We start from the raw sequence: 19,062 nt of genomic DNA, 5'->3' as shown, positions 1-19,062 counted from the left end.
CGAAACGGTACGCCGGCGCAGGGATGGCGAACCTGTCCATATCGAGGTTACCATCTCGCCGGTGCATAACGCCGCGGGCGAGATCATTGGGGCGTCGACGATCGCGCGTGATATCGGCGAACGGCTGCGTCATGCCGAGAACCAGCGGCTCCTGGTTCGAGAGATGCATCACCGCATCAAGAACCTGCTGTCGATCGTGCAAGGGCTTGTAAGAGTCGGCCGCCGAAGGGCCGACGATGTCAATGACTTCGCTAATGACCTGAGCAGCCGGATCACCGCGCTCGGCGCTGCGCAGCAACTTGTCCTCGGCCTTCCTGGCGAAGAGGAGCCCGCGCTAAGCGAGGTCTTCAGGGCGGTGCTGGAGCCCTATCGCAACGAGGGTCAGATCACCATCGCGCGGTGCGACGCGCCCGTCGGAGCTAATGCCTCGACGTCACTAGCGCTGCTTCTGCACGAACTCGCCACCAACGCCGTAAAATATGGCGCTCTTTCCCATTCCGACGGCCAGCTCACGGTCGATATCACCGTGGCGAACGCAACCATCACTATCGCTTGGCGCGAATACGGTGGCAGTTATGACAATGGCGATGAGGGCTTCGGGACAGAGCTGATGAGCGCCGCTCTGCGTGGACTCGGCGGGACGATCGATAAAGCGTGGCATGGCGGCGAGCGGGTCGTGACCATATGTCTCGCCCGCGACCAGCTCGCTCACTGAACATCGTATTGTTTGGGGTCAGTCGAAACCGAGGTTCGCCTTGAGCATATCGATGCGTTTTGACGCTTCGGCCTTGCTGAGGTCGGCAGGCGGCGGCGCTTAGCCTGCTTCTTGCACAGTGTCGTCAAATAGGAGCCCTGCGCCCCCGTCATCGGATCGTCGCTGGACACCCAGCCTTCGGGATTCTTTTCGGTTTTCGAGCCGGGATGCTCGTCGAGCTTGGGATTGTGCAGCTGTTCGGTCATGGCAATCTCACGTTCCCATATTGTTCTTTTTAAGAACGGCGTCATGAACCGCCGGTTTCCGTGGCGGCATCTGCGACGAAGCGAGGAAGCAAATCTGCCGGTTGGTCGTTCTCGCAAAATGCGGGGACCAGTGTTCAGGAGAGCAGCAATGCCGCAGGGCGACAAGTCGAGCTACACGGACAAGCAGAAGCGCAAGGCCGAACATATCGAGGAAGGCTATGAGGACCGCGGTGTCGGCAAGAAGGAAGCCGAACGCCGTGCGTGGGCGACGGTGAACAAGGAATCAGGTGGCGGAAACAAGTCCGGATCGGGGCGAGGCAAGCCCGAGAACCACAGCGCGTCCCGCAAGGGCGGTCGCAAGAGCGGATCGTCCCAGAGCCATGAGAAACGGTCAGCCGCCGCAAAGAAAGGCTGGGAAACGCGCCGCAAGTAATCGCGTGGCTAGACTTTCGCGATTGCCTTAATCGTCAGCCTTCAGACCGGCATACCAGTCGGCATAGGGACTGGTGTGCGCCATGTGGCGGTTGAGATCGGGGGCACCGTCGCTCCACCAAACCGGGCCGCGCTCGCCTAGCGCGCGTTTCACCTGATCGACAGCGCCGTGGGCCGCATCCTCGGCCGCCATATCGCCAGCCCTTCTGGCCTTCGCGATCGCGCGCCGGGCCGCCATCAGTTGCCGGACCATCTGCTCGCGCTCGTCCGGGTCGAGTGATGGATCGCAGGTGCGCCAAAGCCGACCGCGCACGACGAAATAGCGTCCGTCAGGCGTGACGGGATGATGTCCGGCCTTGTAGGGGATGATCGTTCGTCCGCCATGCTCACTTCCACGAATCCTCTCGCGAAACCCTCTCCGCACCGAAGGCGTTCCTCAATCCGACAGGGGAGACATGATGACCGCGAAGTCTTTCAAACCCGACCTGAGAATGGTCTCAGCGTCCAGCCTGTCTAATTTGCGCCGATCTGCGTGCTGTTGGCGCGCCAGGAGGAAACTGGTTTTTTGGGGCCACAATGGGCTCTGGCGTTGCCGAAGGCCTATTATCCGGGGCAGGTAGCGCCCCTTTGCGCGTTCGCTGATGAGTAGGAGGACGAGAGTGTCTCAGGCCGAAGATGAAGAGTGGATGCGCAAGCCCATCGAGATTGCACGGTCCAAAGGATCCAATCCCTCTACCTCCCCCTTGGGCTGCGTGATTGTTCTGAATGGCAAGATCATTGCCGGCGAGCGCAACCAGACTGAGGAATTACCCGACGCTACCGCGCACGCAGAGATGATGGCGATCAGGCGAGGATGCGAAGACACGGGTGAAATGGAGCTGCGCGGTGCAACGCTTTACTCGACGCTTCAGCCATGCGGGATGTGTACGATGGCGTCGATCTGGTCGAAAGTAGGCCGGGTTGTCTATGGCGCAGGACGGGACGATGTGCATGAAATGTATTTCGAGGCCAAGCATGTAGATACATTGGCGTTCAACGCTGATGCCTATCGCGATAACATCGTGATCGAAGGCGGGTGCCTGCGCGAAGAATGCGCCGGCCTTTATTACCCGGTCGACGCCGATGTGCCGCTCGAGGAGCAAGGCAACCTATGACGCAGATCAATGTGAATACGGCGAGCGCTGACGAGCTCGATGCGATACCCCGGCTCAAGGGCCATGGTTTTGAGATCGTGCGATACCGTGAAGATCGCGGCGCGTTCACCGCGCTGCGTCAGTTGGAAGAAGTTCCGGGAATGGCCGGGAATGCCGATGGGCTGGAAGATTCCCTGACGATCTGATCCACCTTGGCAGATACAAAGACGCCGCCCCGTGAGGGGCGGCGTCCTGAAGCTCGATAGAGACTTATTCCTTGGCGCCGGTGCCCGGTTCGGTCGTCTTGGGTGCCTTGCCGTCTTCGACGCGACCTTCGTTGCGCAGATCGCGGCCTTCCTGGGCCTTCTTCTTCGCTTCGGGGGTGTTGCCGTGTTCGTTCATCTCTTCCTTGACGAAACCGGCAGCTTCCTTGGCTTTGCCTTCAATGCTCATGGTGCTCTCCTTCAACTGGAATGACTGTAAAACACGTGCCGGGGAGACGTGTTCCCAATCAATGCCTATGCCAGCATGCGGACTTTTGGTTCGCGCGCCCACATGCGGGTTGCGGCAGCTTTGATGAAAATCGCACCTAGGTCGGTGACGCCTTCGTCGGGTTCAACGCCGGCCTTGTCGAGCAATGGCTGTGCCTCTGCCGTATGGCCGATCGCCTTGAGATGCCCGAAAGCATCCATCACGAACTGAACGGCAGCCGCTTCTTTAAGAAGCTGCGTGCAGCCGTCTTCCGACAGGATGACGGCAATAGCATCGAACAGCACAGAGGGGCCGCCAGCGAGCTGGAAATCGGCTTCCAGCACCGAACCATCGGACATCTTCGCGCCGCCGATTTTGGGTGCGACGATTACAGGGCGGCCCCCGGCATCACCGATCTGACTGGTCAGCTCGTCGACAACGCCAGCATCGGAGCCATCGGCAATGAGGATCGCGATAGTGCGCCCCTCAATCGACTTTGGCGCCCGCGGACCTTCGATGATGCGCAGGGCCGCCGAAGGCTCCATGTCTTTGACCGGCGCAGCCGATGGTGAGGCCTCAGGCACTTCCATATTGAGCCCGTCCGCCACACGCTTGGCGAGCTTTGGATCGACATTTACAAGATTGGCCATCATTCGCGTGCGCACATGCGCCAAGCCGACCTTGCTTAGTTCGAAGACTAGGGCTGAGGCCAGATGCGCCTGCTCCGGCTCGGCGAGGGAACGGAAAAACAGCCTCGCCTGGCTATAATGGTCGGCAAAGCTCTCGGCGCGAATACGAAGCTTGCCGCCTTCCTCGTCCGGCCCCGTTGCAGCGGCGATGCTGCGATAGCCGGTGACGGGGCATTCGCGCGGCCCGGGCTCATCTCCGGGCCGCGTCTCGGCGCCTTCAGACAGGCCATTGGGCTCGTAGTTCGTGCGCCCCTTTGGCACCGCCATCTGAAATTGGCCGTCGCGCTGGAAATTCATCACCGGGCATTTGGGCGCGTTCACCGGAAGCTGGTGGAAATTAGCAGTGCCAAGCCGCGACTTCTGGGTGTCGAGGTATGAGAACAGCCGGCCCTGCAGCAGCGGATCATTGGAAAAACCGATGCCGGGCACGATGTTGCCCGGGCAATAGGCGACCTGCTCGGTCTCCGCGAAGAAATTGTCGGGATAGCGATCGAGGACCATGCGGCCGATCACACGCACGGGCAGCATCTCTTCCGGGATGATCTTGGTGGAATCGAGCACGTCGAAATCGAGGCTGTCGGCAAACGCTTTGTCGAAAGCCTGGATGCCCAGCTCCCATTCCGGGAAGTCGCCCCGGTCGATCCGCTCGAACAGATCACGGCGCTGATGATCGGGATCGGCGCCGGCAATCTTCACCGTCTCGTCCCAGATTGTCGACTGAAGGCCCGCCTTGGGCTTCCAGTGGAATTTCACGAAGGTCACATCCCCCGCTTCGTTTTCCATCTGGAACGTGTGAATGCCAAAGCCTTCCATCGTGGCGAACGAGGCCGGAAGGGTGCGATCGCTCATCGCCCACATGATCATGTGGGTGGATTCGGGCATCAGGCTGATGAAGTCCCAAAAGGTGTCGTGGGCCGTCGCCGCCTGAGGATAGCCGGTCTGGGCTTCCATCTTGGCGGCATGGATCAAATCAGGAAACTTGATCGCGTCCTGGATGAAGAACACCGGGATGTTGTTGCCGACCAGATCCCAATTGCCCTCGGTCGTGTAGAACTTGACCGCAAAGCCCCGCACGTCGCGCGGGGTATCGACCGAACCTGCGCCTCCCGCGACCGTCGAGAAGCGCGTAAAGACCGGAGTCTTGGTGCCCTTGGCAAAGACGGCTGCCTTGCAGATGTCGGAGATGTCGTCGGTCGCCTCGAAATAGCCATGCGCCGCAGAGCCACGGGCATGGACGATGCGTTCGGGAATGCGTTCATGGTCGAAATGGAAAATCTTTTCGCGCAGAACAAAATCCTCCAGCAAGACCGGGCCGCGCGCGCCTGCCTTGAGCTGGTTCTGGTTGTCGGAAATCCGGATACCCTGGTTGGTGGTCAGGACATTATCGTCACTTCCTTGCTGATGCGTTTCCCCGCCACTTCCCGTGGTGTTTTCGATTACGTTCTTACTGGCCATGTCGGTCCCTTTCGCGCTGATCGTGATATGGTTCACTCGCAACGCATCAGGGGGGAAAAAGTCGGCACCTGAAGATCAGAGACGAAAGATATTGTCCATGGGGGCCCACCGGCAAGCTGGCGAGTCGCATATTATACTTTGGAAATAGCCAGACATCTAAATCACCGCCTTGGGCGGACTATAATGTTCATATAGTCAACACTCTTTCTCTGCTGTTAACATCTGCACGTAAATGACCCCAGTTGGCGATCTGATTTTTTCCTGTTGGCCGCGAAAGTCTGCGATCACTATATTGACCGAAGTTAAGCTGCACTCGTTGCAGAAAACCCCGGCTACATTCGGGAAATAAACCTTCATATAAGCGTTAACGGCTTGGCGATTGCGAAACATATGCATCGTCGCTGGGAGCCCGTTGAATGCGTATTGCCATCATAGCCCATTTGAAGTTTCCCATAAGTGAGCCGTTTGCAGGCGGGCTGGAGATGCACACCCACATGCTCGCGCGGTCACTGCGCGAACGCGGGCACGACGTCACGCTCTTTGCTTCGACGCGCTCCGATCCCGCACTGGGGGTGGAAGCGATCTGCGATGAGACCTCGCTTCTCGAAACGGGCATTGATGAAGCCAATGACGTTGCCTTCTTCCGCGAACACCATGCGTATCTCGGGCTGATGACCGAATTGCGGTCGCGATCGTTTGACGTGATCCACAACAATTCGCTGCACTATCTCCCCGTCAGCATGGCCGAGACGCTTGCTACCCCTGTCCTGACCACGCTCCACACCCCGCCCTTTTGCTGGCTGGAAAGCGGGGTTCGGCTCAACCGTGGACCGATGACCTATGTCGCCGTTTCGCAGGCGACGGCCGACATGTGGAGCCATGTGGCCAAGACCGATCATGTCATTCCCAACGGCATCGATCTGACGCACTTTCCGTACCAGTCTGTCGCAAGCGAAACGCCGTATCTGGTCTGGTATGGCCGGATCGTCCCGGAAAAGGGACTGGACTACGCGATCGATGCGGCGCGGCTTGCAGGATTGCCGCTGCGTATCGCCGGCCCCGTCTCGAACCAGAGCTATTTCGATGAGAAGATTGCGCCGCGTCTGGGCGCCAAGGTCGAATATGTCGGGCATCTGTCCCACCGCGAACTCGCCCGCCTGGTGGGAGGGGCCATCGCCGCGCTTTGCACCCCGCGTTGGGAAGAGCCCTATGGCCTGGTCGTGGCTGAGGCGCTGGCTTGCGGCACCCCCGTCGCCGCGTTCCGGCGCGGCGGGGTGCCTGCGCTCTTGAATGAGGATTGCGGCGTTCTTGCGCAGCCGGATGATGTTGCATCGTTGGCATCGGCGGCACTGGCCGCTTCAGTGCTGAGCCGCAGTGCCTGCAGGGCACATGCGGAGCGCTATTGCGACGCGCAGCGCATGGTCGATGAGTATGAAGCCGTGTACCACCAGCTCGCGCTTGCTTCGGTTGTAGCCTATGAGCCGCAGACGGCGCCGCTCATTGCCAGCGTCGCATGAAGCCACCAGTCTGCGTCTGCATACCCGCCCGTAATGAGGCAGAGCATATCGGTCGCCTGATCGAAGCCCTGGCACAGCAAACCGTTCAGACCTTCGCTGTCGCGATATGCGTCAACAACAGTAGCGATGCCACCCATGCGAAAGCCGTTGAGGCTACGCTTCGCTCCAATGCCGGGTTTGCTCTTCACATCGCTCAGCGCGTGTTTGAGCCAGAACTTGCCCACGCCGGATCTGCCCGTCGCGCGGCGATGGACATAGGCGCTGATCTTCTGGCGCCCGGCGGCCTATTGCTTTCAACGGATGCGGATTGCCGGCCTCCCGCCGATTGGATCGATGCCAATCTGACACATTTTTCGCCGGAGCGGATCATTGGCGGTCGCATCGAACTGGACGAACTGGAAGCGGACATGGCCCCGGCGATCTTCAGGCTGCGCCGCCGGTTCGATGCCTATTGGGAGGCCGTGCGCGCGATCGAGGACAAGATCGATCCCGTCGCGTGGGATATGCCGCCCCGACACGGCGATCATACGGGGGCCAGCCTCGCGCTGTCCGTCGACCTTTATCGCCGTGCGGGCGGCGTTCCGCTTCTGCCGACCGGCGAGGATCGTGCCCTGGTCGAAGCGGCGATCAAAGCGGGGGGCAAGCTCGTCCACCCGAATGCGGTGTGGACCCGTGCATCCTCCCGGACTGCAGGGCGTGCCAATGGCGGCATGGCGGCCGACATGCAGCGGTGGATCGACTGCACCGTAAGCGGTGAAATTCCTATGGTCCCAGCTTTCTCCCATTGGGAGGAACGCGCACGCTGGCGACTTCGAACGAGGGCTAAGATAGGCATGGCGGCCTGGCTCGAAGCAGAGCGTGCTCTTCCCCCCATGCCCTGCGACATGCCGCTTCCCGCGGCGGAGGCCGAAATGGCAGCCGTCCAATGAGCCGCCCGATCGGATATTATGTCCATCATCACGGCGATGGCCATCGCCAGCGCGCGATCGCAATCGGTCAATCGCTAGACAATGTCATGCTCATGGGTAGCGGGCTTGCCGGCAGAACCGGAAACCTGCCTTTCCTCGATTTGCCTGACGACCGTCTCGACGACAGCTTCGCTGGCATCGATCATGTCGATCGCCCTTCTTCCCTGCACTATGCGCCGCTTGATCATGAAGGCCTCCGCCAGCGCACGGCGCAAATGTCAGGCTGGATCGCCAAGTCACGTCCGCGCCTGATGGTAGTGGATGTCTCGGCCGAGGTGGCGATGCTGGCGCGGCTTGCATCGGTGCCGACGGTGTATGTCCGGTTGAGCGGGCGCCGGCTCGATGCGGCCCATCTGGACGCCTTTCGCGCAGCTACCGCTCTGCTCGCTCCTTTTCATGATGCGCTCGACGATGATGAAACCCCAGGCTGGGTCCGCGAGAAGACCCTCTACGCGCCGGGCATCGTCCAATCTGCCAACCAGAATATCAGCGCGAATGATGACGTTGTGCTGGTCGCCCTTGGGCGCGGGGGCGGGGTATCCAATGGCGAGCACTGGGCAGCCGCAGCCCGAGCAGCGCCCGCATGGCAATGGCGCATCATCGGTCCCTGCACCGTGCCCGCTGATTTGCCACCCAATCTTGAATTGCGGGGGTGGGTCGATGATGCGGAAGCGCAGATTGCTGCAGCCAGGGTCGTCATTGGCGCTGCAGGCGATGGCGTCGTCAGCGCCGTCCTGGCGGCGCGGCGCCCATTCATCTGTCTGCCCGAACCCCGCCCGTTTGATGAGCAGGCATCGAAGGCCAACAGGCTGGCGGCAGTGGGCGGAGCAATCGTGCGACATGACTGGCCCCAGCCTCACGAATGGTCTGGCCTTCTCAGTCGGGCAATCGCGCAAAACCAGCAATGGCCGGCTTGCCTTGAAGGTGAAAGCGGGCCGGAACGGGTCGCGCGTTGGCTCGATGGCCTTTGTGCTCCGGCAGTCTCAAACAGGAGTGATATCGCGTGATCCCCGACCCTCACGACCAAGCTTCTAACCCGATCGATATCGTCGACCGTCTTGCGATGCTTGGCGCCCGCTATGACGCCGCACCCCATTTTCCCAGTGATAGCCTGGCAGCGCTGATCCATAGCGGTCATCACCGTCGGTTCGCACCGCAACTATGTGGAGGTGACATCTTTGAAAACGAGGCGGCCCGCGCACGCGCGATGGCAAAGGCCTTTCGTCAGGTCGGGCGCGGCGATCTCAGTATCGGTCGCTTGTATGAGGGCCATGTCAACGCGATGTCGCTGTTCGACTGGTACGGATCGCCTGACCAGCTTGAGTGGCTCACGCAAGTGCTGGATCGCGGTGCGTGGTTCGGTGTGTGGGCGACCGAGCCGTCGCCCGGTGTCCGGCTCGCTGGCGAAGCGACCCTGTCGCTGATCGGCGAGAAGATGTTCGCAAGCGGCGCCGGCGGTCTCGATTATGCCCTCATCACAGCCGCCTGCGAGGACACCGCGCGGCGCCTGGTCATTGTTCCCGCCAATGAAAGGGCGCGGACGGACCTGTCGGGTTGGCGTGTTCGCGGAATGCGTGCGAGCGTGAGCGGCCGATATGTCCTCGACGACATGGCTGTCGAGCCGCTCATGCTACTGGGTAAGCCGGGCGACTATGACCAAGATCCTCGCTTTACCGCAGGCGCCTGGCGCTTCTGCGCGGTGCAGCTTGGCGGCATCGAGGCGCTTGCATCGGAAATCCGGTCGGCCCTGCGCGATAGCGCCCGCGAAGATCCGCTGCAGCGGGCGCGGTTTGCCGATGCCGTGGTAGCGGTGCGAACCGCAGGCTTCTGGGTGGATGAAGCAGCGCAGCGCTTCGCTTCGGGTGATGCGGACGCCGTTGCCGTCGCGCGGCTGACACGCGGGGTCGTCGAAAAACCGGGTTCACCGTGATGGAGGCCGCTGCGCGCCTCCTTGGCACGCGCAGCGCCTTTGACGGGCAACGCGCGGACAAGATCATCCGCGACCTTTCTCTCTACCTGCGCCAGGCCGGACCCGATCATGCGCGGGACGAGGCCGCCCGGACGCTTCTCGATCATGACATTTGGGAAGAAAGCGACCAGCTGTGGTGAAAGCCGAGGCCTTGGCCCAAAGCCGCTGGGCGCAGGCGCGCTGGCTCGTGCTCGCTCCCCATCCCGACGACGAGACCCTCGGCGCGGGCGCCTTGATCACACACTGCGCCGCTAACGACCGGCTCGGGGGGATCGTCTTCCTGACCGATGGGACAGGCTCCCACCCCGAAGGTACGCCCCGCGTTGCCGCGACCCGGCGCAGGGAAGCCCGCAATGCGGTTGGCAGGCTAGGCGCCAAAGCGATCCCGACGATCTGGATGGGATGGCGCGATGCTCACCCCCATCCTACCGACAGTAAAGCATTCGCACGGGGGGCCGATCGGCTTGCTGCGCTGCTGCGCTGGCACCGGATCGATGCAATTGCCGTCTCCGATAAAAGCGAGGCGCATTGCGACCATGTTGCGGCGTACAAGCTGGCCGAAGCGGCCTTGCGAAGGGCGAGGCGGCCGATCGCCCTGTTCGCCTATCATGTCTGGAGCGATACGCCGCGCCGTGCGGGACATATCACAACGCCGGCCATGCCCGTTGGGCAGCGGCGTCATGCTCTTCTGGCCCATCGTAGCCAGCTCTCGCCGGTGATCGGCGAGGGTTTCCGCCTTCCACCGGAGAAGTTGCGCATGGCCGCGCAAGACGTTCTGACATTGAGAAAGGATTGCCGATGACCGGCGCCAGCCTGACCGCACAATATTTTGATGACATTTTCGGGTCGGACGATGATCCATGGAATCTTGCGTCGAGCGACTATGAAGCCGCCAAATTTGCTCACACGCATGATGTTCTGGCCGACCGACGATATGCCCGCGCGCTGGAGATAGGCTGCGCCCATGGCGTGCTGACCGGGCATCTGGCTCCCATGTGCGACAGCCTGCTTGCCGTCGACATCAGCACAAAGGCATTGGCAAAAGCTCGGGAACGGGTCGGCGATCGGCCTGGCGTGTCGCTGGCCCAAATGGCGTTTCCCCGCGAAACTCCTGAAACCGAAGATTTCGACCTCGTGGTGCTGTCCGAAGTGGCCTATTATTGGGGTTTGGTTGATCTCGACCGTGCAAGCGAATGGCTCCGCGATCACGTTTCTCCCGGCGGCCGGATCATCCTTGTCCATTACACAGGCGAAACCGACTATCCGCAAAGCGGCGATGAGGCGGTCGAAGCTTTATGGTCCGAACTTGCTGCGGACTTTGACGTTGAGCTCGCCGAACGGCGAGACACATATCGTCTCGATTTGTGGAAGCGACGTTGATGGGAATCTCGGTCCTCACCATTGTCCGTAACCGGAGCGCGCATCTAGAGCAGCTCGTCGAGGGCCTGCGCCGGAGCGATCGCGAACCCGACGAGCTGGTTGTCGTCGATATGAGTGACGATCCGGTCACAGTGGGACCGACAAGCTTCCCCGTCCGCATCGAGCGGTTCGAGACAGTCGGCCTTCCATTGGCCGCCGCCCGCAACCGCGCGGCGGCCTTGGCCAATCACGATATGCTGGTGTTCCTTGATGTCGATTGCATTCCACTGCGTGATTGCGTCGGCCTCCTGGCCAAGACTCTCACCGAGCATGACAGCCTGCTCTGCGCGGATATTCGCTATCTTGGCCCCGATCATGCGCGCGGATCTTGGGAAGAAACCTACCTACTGAAGCATGGCCGGGCTCATCCCGTACGGACGTTTCCCACCCGAGGCGTGCGAGAGGAAACCAATGCTGGGCTCTTCTGGTCGCTTGCCTTCGCGCTGCGTCGATCGACATTCGCGGCGTTGGGCGGGTTTGATGAGGGGTTCACCGGCTACGGCGCCGAAGATACCGATTTTGGTTTCCGGGCTGCTGCTGCCGGACTGAAGCTACTATTTGTCGGACAGGCGATTGCCTGTCATCAGTATCATGACAGCTACGAGCCACCCGTGCAGCACGTTGCTGACATTGTGCGCAATGCACGGATGTTCCATGCGCGCTGGGATCGGTGGCCGATGGAAGGCTGGCTTGCCGGCTTCGAACGGCTTGGACTCGTGCGCTGGGAGGAGAACGCTTTGGATCTCTTGCGCCTGCCGACAGCATGCGAAATGGCGGCCGCCCGCGTCGAACCAGCAAATTAGTGCAGAGCAGAAAAACGATACCGCGATCAAACGAACGGTGGCAGGAGCTGAGCCGCCGCACCTTTATTTCAATCCCAATCTCAACCGTCAGGCAGGTGCTCGTAGATGACTTTGGACGTAGCAGGCATGGATAAGAACCGGATATGATCACCGGATGCCGGGTGGAGAGGCGGGAATGTGGATCCAGTTGAGATGCTTCTCGATCAATACCCAACAATCGGAACCCGTAGCCGTAGATAAGGGTTGCGCTATCGTTACAATTGGTAGGCGAGAGGTGTCCTATGGCAGACGATAAATCCCAGCGCGGAGAACCGGATCGCAGCAGGGTCGCGGGCGACGAGGAGTATGAGGTGGACTATTTCGCGCAAAAGCATGGGCTGACACGCGATCAGGTTCAGGAGCTCATCAATCGTCACGGAAACAATCGTGAAAAGCTGGACGCAGAAGCCGCCAGGATCGCAAGAGGACAGGAATAATATGGCCGCCTGCTTTGCGCGGATTGCCATTATCCTTTTAACCAATGGCCAAAACAAACCGCAATAGCTCGATCAAGCCTGCTGAATTAAGCAACCCGGGCCTGCTCATTCTCGACATGGTCAACTGCTTCGATTTCGAAGGGGCCGATGATCTCGAACCCGCAGCCCGGGTGGCTGCGAAATGCGTCCATCGCTTGCGAAGCGCGTTTCGCGAGCGAGGCTGGCCGGTCATTTACGTGAACGACAATTTCGGCGAGTGGCACTCGGAAGCTTCCAGCCTTGTCGCCCGCGCGCTTGAAAAGCCAAATCCGGTTACTGAGCTGCTGAGGCCCGGGCCGGGCGATTATTTCATCATAAAGCCGCAATTCTCCGGCTTCTATGCAACAAACCTGCCGGTGCTTTTGCCCCAGCTTGGCATCAGCAAGCTGGTCCTGAGCGGGATCGCAACGGACATATGCGTCCTGTTCACGGCGGCGGACGCCCATATGCGCGAATATGACCTTTGGGTGCCGCAGGATGCTGTCGCTGCGGAAAGCGAAGAACGCGGGCGGTGGGCTTTGGAGATCATGGCACAAAGCATGGGCGCGCAGACGTCAGCCACTTCCGACCTCACGATCGACGAATGGCTCCATAGCTTAGAGCGCTAAAACTGGCCCTGCTCCGAACCGGATTGTTTCCCACGCGTTGCTATGGGCGATAATAAGGATTGGGAGGCGTCGATGCGGTGGCTGAAGGATAACGGCCTGACGATTGCGCTCCTTTCCCTCTTTGCGATCTGCATCGTTGGGCAATGGATTTCAGGATGGCATGTCGCATTGGAGGATGCCCGAAGGCATGAGCAGCCCGGTCTGTCCCTATTTGCCTATGCCGCCAGTCCGCAATTCCTATCCTCGGTCTTTGAAAACTGGGAGAGCGAGTTTCTGCAAATGGCAGCCTATGTGGTCCTCACCGCCCTCCTGATCCAGCGCGGTTCGGCTGAATCCAAGGACCTTGCCGATCCCGATCGCGACGAACATCTGGAGCGTCAGGCCTATCAGCCTGGCGCCCCGACTATCTTGCGCAAAGGCCCAGTCTGGCGCGCCCTGTACGCGCGATCCCTCGGCCTGGCGCTCGCGCTACTGTTTGTTGCCTCCTTCGTCATGCATTGGCTGCACAGTGCGCGCGCTGCGGCCGAAGAGGCGCTGGAGCATGGCGAGGCACCGCTATCTGTCCTGGCTTATCTCGGCGACGCGCAGCTATGGTTCGAGTCTTTTCAGAACTGGCAAAGCGAGTTCCTTTCGACCGCGGTGCTGGTTGTCCTTTCGATATTCCTGCGCCAGCGCGAATCCCCTGAATCCAAGGCTGTCGCAGCACCCAACAAACAGACGGGCGAGTAAGGGGAACGGTCGCACCGTCCTGCGGATTCAAGAAGTCTTGATCGGAGCGGACATGGCAAAAGCTTCAAAAGCAAAGGCGGCATCGACAGAGGCAGAAAAGCGTCTGGCAAAGTATCGTGAAAAGCGCGATTTCTCGCGAACCGCTGAGCCAGCAGGAGCATCCACGCCGGCCGCGGGCAACGGATTTGTCGTCCAGAAGCATGCCGCGAGCCGCCTTCACTATGATTTCCGCCTCGAACTGGACGGGACGCTGATCAGCTGGGCGGTGACACGGGGACCAAGCCCTAACCCTGACGACAAGCGCCTTGCAGTCCGCACGGAAGATCATCCCCTCGACTATGCGCGTTTTGAGGGTACGATCCCAAAAGGGGAATATGGCGGCGGCACCGTGATGCTGTGGGATAACGGCACCTGGGAACCGGTCCCGGGCAAGGATCCGAACAAGACGTTGGCCGAGGGCCACCTCCATTTCACCTTGCACGGACGCCGAATGCAAGGCGAGTGGATCATGTTTCGTCTCAAACCGCGCGGACGCGAAAAGGGCGAAAATTGGATTCTGCGCAAGATCGAGGATGAGTTCGCGGGTGGCTCGGATGATCTTATCGGGCTGCATCTCACGAGTGTGGACAGTGGCCGCACGATGGAGGAGATTGCCGAAGGCAAACCGATCGCGAAACGAAAAGCGAACGCCAGATCGAAGGCAAAAAAGCCATCGAAGGGTGCCGTCGCGGCGAGCCGACGCAAAAAGAAGGGCAAGCTGCCGCCCTTCCAACCAGTCCAGCTTGCAGCTCTCGTCGATCATGTGCCGTCAGGCGACCGCTGGCTGCACGAGCTTAAATATGACGGCTACCGAACCCTCATCGCCGTCGGCGGCGGCGAAGGTCGCGCCTATACCCGATCGGGGCTCGACTGGTCGGATCGCTTTGCGGGTCTGATCGCCGAGGCAACCCTCCTCAATGTCGATAGCGCACTGATCGACGGAGAAGCGGTGGTGACGCTGGCCGATGGTCGCACCAGCTTCCAAGCGCTGCAGGCTGCGCTCAAGGATCATTCTGGCGCGATCGACTATTTTGCCTTCGATCTGCTGGAACTGAACGGCGACGATTTAACCGGTTTGCCGCTGATCGACCGCAAGGAAAAACTCGTCGCGCTCCTGACCGGGCAAAAGGGCCGCCTTCGCTATTCCGACCATATCATTGGCAATGGAGAGATACTGCTGACCAGCTTCTGCGATGCTGGATTGGAGGGGGTGATTTCGAAGCGTGTGGATGCGCGGTACAGCGGCTCGCGCAGCGGCAGCTGGGTGAAGACCAAGTGCATACGTCGGCAGGAATTCGTGATTGTTGGCTGGACGCCCTCGGACAAACAACGCGGATTCCGCTCGCTGCTCCTCGGCGTCAACGAGGACGGCCAGCTTCGCTATGCCGGGAAAGTGGGCACCGGGTTCACTAGCGAGGAGATCGAGCGCCTATTGGAAATCATGGCCCCGCTCGCGCGAAAGGAGCCAACTGTCGCGGCCCCGCGCGTCGCCGTGCGCGGGGCGCGCTGGATCGAGCCGAAGCTGGTGGCGGAAATCGCGTATTTGGAGTTCACCGATGAAGGCGTCTTGCGACATCCCAGCTATCTGGGGCTGCGCGAGGACAAGAAGCCGGAAGCTGTGGTGATCGAGAAGGAAGCAGCGGTTTACGTGGCCACCGCTGCGCCCGCCAGCACGGTGAACATCAGTAACCGCGAACGGGTGATCTTTCCCGAAGGCAAGCTTACCAAAGGACAGCTGGCGGATTATTACGAAACGGTCGCGCCGATCATGCTGCCATGGGCCGGGAGCCGCCCGATCAGCCTCGTTAGGTGTCCGCAAGGCCGGGCGAAGAAATGCTTTTTCCAGAAGCACGATGCCGGTAGCTTTGGCGATGCAGTAAAACAGGTGGGAATCCGGGAGAAGGATGGGCATCAGGAAGCCTATCTCTTCGTTGATACGCCCACTGGCCTGCTTACCTGCGTACAGATGGGCACCATCGAATTCCATGGCTGGGGCGCGCGTATCGAGGATGTCGAGAAAGCGGACAGGCTGGTTTTCGACCTCGATCCTGATGAGGGCCTTGGTTTCAAGGATGTCGTGTCGGCCGCCTTCCATGTGCGTGATCTTTTGGCCGAAATGAGCCTTACGACGTTCCCGATGGTGACCGGCGGGAAAGGCGTTCACGTAATTGCGCCGCTCACGCCATCGGCGGAGTGGCCAGTGGTGAAAGACTTTGCCCACCGCTTTGCCATGGCGCTGGAGCAGTCGGAGCCAGCCCGTTTCACCGCCGCCCTTTCAAAGGCCAAACGGACAGGACGGATCTTCATCGACTATCTGCGAAACCAGCGCGGCGCGACCGCCGTCATGCCCTATAGCGCGCGCAACCGCGAACACGCCCCGATTGCGGTCCCGGTAACCTGGGACGAACTGCGCAATCTGGATAAGCCGTCACGCTGGCATATCGGCGATGGTGCCGAAATGCTGAAGCGGGCATCCTCGAAAAATCTCGCGCTGTGGGGGCGGGCAGATCAATTGCTCCCGGATCTTTAATCTCACCGAGCAAGGCAAAAGAAAAGGCCAGCGAAGACGGCCTGAAGTCTGGAAGAGGATGCCTGAAACGCTTTGCCATATTGCGCCTGCGAAGGCGTTTGTTCAAGCGGGAACGCCTTGATTATGGAAACGCACCGACCTCATCGGTGATATCGGCGAACGGTTTTCAATACGGAATGGCGTGACGCATGTGCGCGTATGAATTGCCTCGGCATGGAACCGGAGGGGCCACAAGCTCTTTGATTCTTGCCTTCCCGCCTGTGAAAGGCGGGCGAAATCCAAAGGACAGGAGCGCTCATGACCGACCGCCTTGCAATGCAAGATCCGCGCACACAATATCCGCAGCCTCCCTTCCCGGAGCAGCCGCAAACAGCGCCGGGTGTAGCCGCGGAGATGGACCCCAAGCCCGACCATGGCGAGGAAAGCTATGTTGGTGCAGGCAAGCTCAAGGGGAGAAAAGCTCTCATCACGGGCGGAGATTCCGGTATCGGGCGAGCTGCGGCGATCGCCTACGCCCGCGAAGGCGCGGATGTCGCCATTGCATACCTGCCCGACGAGGAGAAGGACGCGCGAGAAGTCATTGCCCTCATCGAAGCAGAAGGACGCAAAGCCGTGGCATTGCCAGGCGACATTGCTGAGGAGTCCTGGAGCAAGCAGCTTGTCGAAAACGCGGTGAGCGAGCTTGGGGGCCTGGACATCCTGGTCATCAACGCGGGCCGCCAGCAATTTCGCGAGAGCGTCGAGGAGGTCAGCTCAGAGGATTTTGACAAGACCCTTAAGACCAACCTCTATGCGCTGCACTGGATTACGCAGGCGGCGGTGCCGCATCTCCCCGCCGGCTCGTCGGTCATAACCACGGCTTCGGTGCAGGCTTACGAGCCTTCCGATATCCTCTTGGACTATGCCACGACCAAGGCAGGCATCGTTGCCTATACAAAGGCTCTCGCAAAGCAACTCATCCAGAAAGGCATCCGAGCCAATGTCGTGGCTCCCGGCCCGTTCTGGACCGTTCTCCAGCCAAGCGGTGGACAGCCCCAGGAGAAGGTCGCCAGATTTGGCGAGCAAAGTCAGTTTGGTCGCCCCGGACAGCCGGTTGAAATTGCGCCGGTCTATGTACTGCTCGCATCCCAGGAAGGCAGTTACATAACCGGTGAAGTGTATGGCGTTTCTGGTGGCGCCGGCATCGCTTGAATTGATGGCGGCTCGGCGCAACGCTGCGCCGCCAGATGCACATCCGGTGTGTCCGACTTTAGACCACGCCCATATTGCACATTGAGCAGCGTCGGGGCAGGCGCTTCGGCTATTACTTCCGGAGCGCAAGGTCTGATAAGCCATGGTATCCGGGCACCAACAATAGTTCTGCGTGTTTAATGTTTCGAATTGCGACGGAGGACACCATGACCCCGAATGTTCGATTCTTTCTGGCACTGCCATTTTTAGCCCTGGCGGTGCTGCTATCGATCCCCAGTACGTTATGCATGTACACCGCCGCCTTCATCGAGGGGCAGGATTGAAACGAACCATCTCGGCTCTATAGTAAGGGCTTGCGAGGATGCCGGGCCTATAGTTTATGGCTACTGCAACGTGTTAGCTCGGGGCCTAAAGGATAAAAAAATGCCCCAAGAGCCAAGATCGACTCTCGAGGCAAAAGTTAAAAAGGGCTAGAATCGCCCTTCGGATCGCACGTGACAAATGTCACACATCTGATATTTGTGCACTGCAAAAAATAAATTGCTCGGAAAAAGGTACCCTATCATCATTGGGGATTTTTTATCTACCGCATCTTATTGCGCGCGCTGATTGCAGCGACTATCCAGGAGAGGCGCTACGGCAGAAGTCCGTGAAGACGCTCACTGAAACTGGGTCGTTGTCGAGAAACGCGATAATATGGGGCGCACGCTAGCGATCAGGGGGTCTAATCGTGGTGGCGTTGGTTCCATTACTGTTCGCCACCGGCTTCTGGAAAGCCGACGTCTCCGATGGCGACATGACCGGAAGTCGGGCGTCCGCGTTCCGCGCAAACTCCTAACGCACGTTTCACCGCTGGACGGGGAGCATGTCAGCCTCATCGGCGAATATCTCTGGCCAAATCCTCAGCGTAGGATTTCGCACCCTCCCGCAAACGCCCACATCGCCGGCAAGGCGCGCGCGGGCGGCCTCGGCGAGTTTGGGAAATGCGGTCGAAAGGTTGGTGTGGATGGTCTCGAACACGGGGGTCGCGAAGTGGCCGTTGGCGCCGGGGCGTGTCGTCAGCAGCGCGCCGATCGTCACCTCGTCGAGTTCGGGCCTCGGAATGGTGGCGACATTTCCGTCATATTCGAGGGGCACGCAATCGCAGCCTCGATCCAGGAGCGAAGCCCGTCTTCCGTGGATCGCGATGATGCCGATGCGGTAGGCGTCGATCTCGAAGCGATTGACCCGCTCGAAATCTGAGGTCTGGCTAAGCTGGGCGCAATGGGCGTTCGCGGGCGCTGCGCCAATGTTGATGGTGTAGGACAAGGGAACCTCCGTCGATCCTCCATGGATCGCCCGTCCCCTTCCCCCTTCTCTCTATGGGTTATGGATGTCCTTAGGGGGGCAGCGGTAAATGCCACTTCGGTGGCCAACGGTCAGCACAAGCACGACAAGCCTGCCATCCTCGATCTCGCAGACAATCCGGTAGTCGCCAACGCGGTAGCGCCAGCGACCTGCCAAGGGCCCGGACAGTGGCTTTCCTGACGCGCGGGGATCTTCACCGGCTGCAACCCGCTCGCGCGGGAACGTAATGATCCGCTTTGCGGTCTGGCAATCGAGTTTGGAAAGGGACTTTTCGGCGCTGGATGACA

23 protein-coding genes are annotated in these 19,062 nt (G+C 60.3%); 17 read left to right on the top strand and 6 right to left on the bottom strand.

The window, feature by feature from the left end; genetic code table 11:
• A partial coding sequence (locus LH128_RS07040) for an HWE histidine kinase domain-containing protein (protein WP_008828914.1) occupies positions 1-715 on the top strand: 715 nt, incomplete at its 5' end.
• Here LH128_RS07040 and LH128_RS07035 read toward each other — a convergent pair.
• Positions 709-960 (bottom strand): DUF3072 domain-containing protein, encoded by a 252-nt coding sequence (locus LH128_RS07035; RefSeq protein WP_008828913.1) that lies wholly within the window; start codon positions 958-960, stop codon positions 709-711. The genes LH128_RS07040 and LH128_RS07035 overlap by 7 nt on opposite strands.
• Positions 961-1,108: 148 nt before the next feature.
• Between LH128_RS07035 and LH128_RS07030 the strand changes: the two genes are divergently transcribed.
• Positions 1,109-1,393 carry a hypothetical protein gene (locus tag LH128_RS07030; protein WP_008828912.1) on the top strand — a complete coding sequence of 95 codons (285 nt, stop codon included), beginning with the start codon at positions 1,109-1,111 and terminating at the stop codon, positions 1,391-1,393.
• Positions 1,394-1,420: 27 nt separating this feature from the next.
• On the opposite strand, the gene LH128_RS07025 is transcribed toward LH128_RS07030, so the two are convergent.
• Positions 1,421-1,816 (bottom strand): hypothetical protein, encoded by a 396-nt coding sequence (locus LH128_RS07025; RefSeq protein WP_327195091.1) that lies wholly within the window; start codon positions 1,814-1,816, stop codon positions 1,421-1,423.
• 235 nt (positions 1,817-2,051) lie between these two features.
• Here LH128_RS07025 and LH128_RS07020 point away from each other — a divergent pair, with 235 nt between their 5' ends.
• Together LH128_RS07020 and LH128_RS07015 are read left to right on the top strand one after the other, a co-directional pair.
• On the top strand, positions 2,052-2,546 hold the full coding sequence (locus LH128_RS07020) for a nucleoside deaminase (RefSeq protein ID WP_037518263.1): 495 nt from the start codon (positions 2,052-2,054) through the stop codon (positions 2,544-2,546).
• Positions 2,543-2,731, top strand: a complete 189-nt coding sequence (locus LH128_RS07015; protein WP_008828909.1) for a helix-hairpin-helix domain-containing protein — start codon at positions 2,543-2,545, stop codon at positions 2,729-2,731. Before LH128_RS07020 ends, LH128_RS07015 begins: the two co-directional genes overlap by 4 nt.
• 64 nt (positions 2,732-2,795) lie before the next feature.
• On the opposite strand, the gene LH128_RS07010 is transcribed toward LH128_RS07015, so the two are convergent.
• Both LH128_RS07010 and LH128_RS07005 read right to left on the bottom strand, forming a co-directional pair.
• Positions 2,796-2,978, bottom strand: coding sequence for a hypothetical protein (locus LH128_RS07010; RefSeq protein WP_008828908.1), 183 nt, complete (start codon positions 2,976-2,978; stop codon positions 2,796-2,798).
• 65 nt (positions 2,979-3,043) lie between these two features.
• Positions 3,044-5,140, bottom strand: coding sequence for a catalase (locus LH128_RS07005; RefSeq protein WP_037518271.1), 2,097 nt, complete (start codon positions 5,138-5,140; stop codon positions 3,044-3,046).
• A 416-nt stretch (positions 5,141-5,556) separates the two neighbouring features.
• Here LH128_RS07005 and LH128_RS07000 point away from each other — a divergent pair, with 416 nt between their 5' ends.
• The 13 genes from LH128_RS07000 (at position 5,557) to LH128_RS06945 (ending at position 17,428) form a co-directional block, all read left to right on the top strand.
• Positions 5,557-6,657, top strand: a complete 1,101-nt coding sequence (locus LH128_RS07000; protein ID WP_037518260.1) for a glycosyltransferase family 4 protein — start codon at positions 5,557-5,559, stop codon at positions 6,655-6,657.
• Entirely contained in the window at positions 6,654-7,586 is a 933-nt protein-coding gene (locus tag LH128_RS06995) for a glycosyltransferase (RefSeq protein WP_037518257.1), read from the top strand. Before LH128_RS07000 ends, LH128_RS06995 begins: the two co-directional genes overlap by 4 nt.
• Positions 7,583-8,632 carry a glycosyltransferase gene (locus LH128_RS06990; RefSeq protein ID WP_008828904.1) on the top strand — a complete coding sequence of 350 codons (1,050 nt, stop codon included), beginning with the start codon at positions 7,583-7,585 and terminating at the stop codon, positions 8,630-8,632. Before LH128_RS06995 ends, LH128_RS06990 begins: the two co-directional genes overlap by 4 nt.
• Before the next feature lie 56 nt (positions 8,633-8,688).
• Positions 8,689-9,555, top strand: a complete 867-nt coding sequence (locus LH128_RS06985; RefSeq protein ID WP_327195090.1) for an acyl-CoA dehydrogenase — start codon at positions 8,689-8,691, stop codon at positions 9,553-9,555.
• Complete coding sequence (locus LH128_RS34380; protein WP_008828902.1) at positions 9,555-9,734, top strand: hypothetical protein; 180 nt, start codon at positions 9,555-9,557, stop codon at positions 9,732-9,734. Before LH128_RS06985 ends, LH128_RS34380 begins: the two co-directional genes overlap by 1 nt.
• Positions 9,728-10,396 (top strand): PIG-L deacetylase family protein, encoded by a 669-nt coding sequence (locus tag LH128_RS06980; RefSeq protein ID WP_008828901.1) that lies wholly within the window; start codon positions 9,728-9,730, stop codon positions 10,394-10,396. The genes LH128_RS34380 and LH128_RS06980 overlap by 7 nt, the downstream gene beginning before the upstream one ends.
• Entirely contained in the window at positions 10,393-10,974 is a 582-nt protein-coding gene (locus tag LH128_RS06975; protein WP_008828900.1) for an SAM-dependent methyltransferase, read from the top strand. The genes LH128_RS06980 and LH128_RS06975 overlap by 4 nt, the downstream gene beginning before the upstream one ends.
• Positions 10,974-11,816, top strand: a complete 843-nt coding sequence (locus LH128_RS06970) for a glycosyltransferase family 2 protein (protein WP_037518254.1) — start codon at positions 10,974-10,976, stop codon at positions 11,814-11,816. The genes LH128_RS06975 and LH128_RS06970 overlap by 1 nt, the downstream gene beginning before the upstream one ends.
• Positions 11,817-12,097: 281 nt before the next feature.
• Positions 12,098-12,292 carry a DUF3606 domain-containing protein gene (locus LH128_RS32005; RefSeq protein ID WP_008828897.1) on the top strand — a complete coding sequence of 65 codons (195 nt, stop codon included), beginning with the start codon at positions 12,098-12,100 and terminating at the stop codon, positions 12,290-12,292.
• A 44-nt stretch (positions 12,293-12,336) separates the two neighbouring features.
• Positions 12,337-12,939, top strand: a complete 603-nt coding sequence (locus LH128_RS06960; protein WP_008828896.1) for a cysteine hydrolase family protein — start codon at positions 12,337-12,339, stop codon at positions 12,937-12,939.
• A gap of 42 nt (positions 12,940-12,981) precedes the next feature.
• Positions 12,982-13,668: a DUF6766 family protein gene (locus tag LH128_RS06955; protein WP_327195089.1), complete on the top strand. Its 687-nt coding sequence runs from the start codon at positions 12,982-12,984 to the stop codon at positions 13,666-13,668.
• Positions 13,669-13,720: 52 nt separating this feature from the next.
• Positions 13,721-16,237 (top strand): DNA ligase D, encoded by a 2,517-nt coding sequence (ligD, locus tag LH128_RS06950; protein ID WP_008828894.1) that lies wholly within the window; start codon positions 13,721-13,723, stop codon positions 16,235-16,237.
• Positions 16,238-16,534: 297 nt separating this feature from the next.
• Positions 16,535-17,428, top strand: a complete 894-nt coding sequence (locus LH128_RS06945) for an SDR family oxidoreductase (protein WP_008828893.1) — start codon at positions 16,535-16,537, stop codon at positions 17,426-17,428.
• An 846-nt stretch (positions 17,429-18,274) separates the two neighbouring features.
• On the opposite strand, the gene LH128_RS06940 is transcribed toward LH128_RS06945, so the two are convergent.
• Positions 18,275-18,736 (bottom strand): hypothetical protein, encoded by a 462-nt coding sequence (locus LH128_RS06940; RefSeq protein ID WP_008828892.1) that lies wholly within the window; start codon positions 18,734-18,736, stop codon positions 18,275-18,277.
• Positions 18,737-18,787: 51 nt separating this feature from the next.
• The coding region (locus LH128_RS32000; protein WP_008828891.1) for a type II toxin-antitoxin system RelE family toxin at positions 18,788-19,062 on the bottom strand (275 nt) is incomplete at its 5' end.

The organism is Sphingomonas sp. LH128 (assembly GCF_000293195.2).
Lineage (GTDB): Bacteria > Pseudomonadota > Alphaproteobacteria > Sphingomonadales > Sphingomonadaceae > Novosphingobium > Novosphingobium resinovorum_A.
Note: the sequence above shows the minus strand (reverse complement) of the source record. Positions and strands in the feature narration are given on the sequence as shown.

What these genes read in the sequence shown, in the direction of transcription:
- LH128_RS07035 (WP_008828913.1), bottom strand. Translation starts at nt 960, where the DNA reads ATGACCGAACAGCTGCACAATCCCAAGCTCGACGAGCATCCCGGCTCG.
- LH128_RS07030 (WP_008828912.1), top strand. Translation starts at nt 1,109, where the DNA reads ATGCCGCAGGGCGACAAGTCGAGCTACACGGACAAGCAGAAGCGCAAG.
- LH128_RS07015 (WP_008828909.1), top strand. Translation starts at nt 2,543, where the DNA reads ATGACGCAGATCAATGTGAATACGGCGAGCGCTGACGAGCTCGATGCG.
- LH128_RS07010 (WP_008828908.1), bottom strand. Translation starts at nt 2,978, where the DNA reads ATGAGCATTGAAGGCAAAGCCAAGGAAGCTGCCGGTTTCGTCAAGGAA.
- LH128_RS07005 (WP_037518271.1), bottom strand. Translation starts at nt 5,140, where the DNA reads ATGGCCAGTAAGAACGTAATCGAAAACACCACGGGAAGTGGCGGGGAA.
- LH128_RS07000 (WP_037518260.1), top strand. Translation starts at nt 5,557, where the DNA reads ATGCGTATTGCCATCATAGCCCATTTGAAGTTTCCCATAAGTGAGCCG.
- LH128_RS06995 (WP_037518257.1), top strand. Translation starts at nt 6,654, where the DNA reads ATGAAGCCACCAGTCTGCGTCTGCATACCCGCCCGTAATGAGGCAGAG.
- LH128_RS06990 (WP_008828904.1), top strand. Translation starts at nt 7,583, where the DNA reads ATGAGCCGCCCGATCGGATATTATGTCCATCATCACGGCGATGGCCAT.
- LH128_RS06985 (WP_327195090.1), top strand. Translation starts at nt 8,689, where the DNA reads ATGCTTGGCGCCCGCTATGACGCCGCACCCCATTTTCCCAGTGATAGC.
- LH128_RS34380 (WP_008828902.1), top strand. Translation starts at nt 9,555, where the DNA reads ATGGAGGCCGCTGCGCGCCTCCTTGGCACGCGCAGCGCCTTTGACGGG.
- LH128_RS06975 (WP_008828900.1), top strand. Translation starts at nt 10,393, where the DNA reads ATGACCGGCGCCAGCCTGACCGCACAATATTTTGATGACATTTTCGGG.
- LH128_RS06970 (WP_037518254.1), top strand. Translation starts at nt 10,974, where the DNA reads ATGGGAATCTCGGTCCTCACCATTGTCCGTAACCGGAGCGCGCATCTA.
- LH128_RS32005 (WP_008828897.1), top strand. Translation starts at nt 12,098, where the DNA reads ATGGCAGACGATAAATCCCAGCGCGGAGAACCGGATCGCAGCAGGGTC.
- LH128_RS06960 (WP_008828896.1), top strand. Translation starts at nt 12,337, where the DNA reads ATGGCCAAAACAAACCGCAATAGCTCGATCAAGCCTGCTGAATTAAGC.
- LH128_RS06955 (WP_327195089.1), top strand. Translation starts at nt 12,982, where the DNA reads ATGGGCGATAATAAGGATTGGGAGGCGTCGATGCGGTGGCTGAAGGAT.
- ligD (WP_008828894.1), top strand. Translation starts at nt 13,721, where the DNA reads ATGGCAAAAGCTTCAAAAGCAAAGGCGGCATCGACAGAGGCAGAAAAG.
- LH128_RS06945 (WP_008828893.1), top strand. Translation starts at nt 16,535, where the DNA reads ATGACCGACCGCCTTGCAATGCAAGATCCGCGCACACAATATCCGCAG.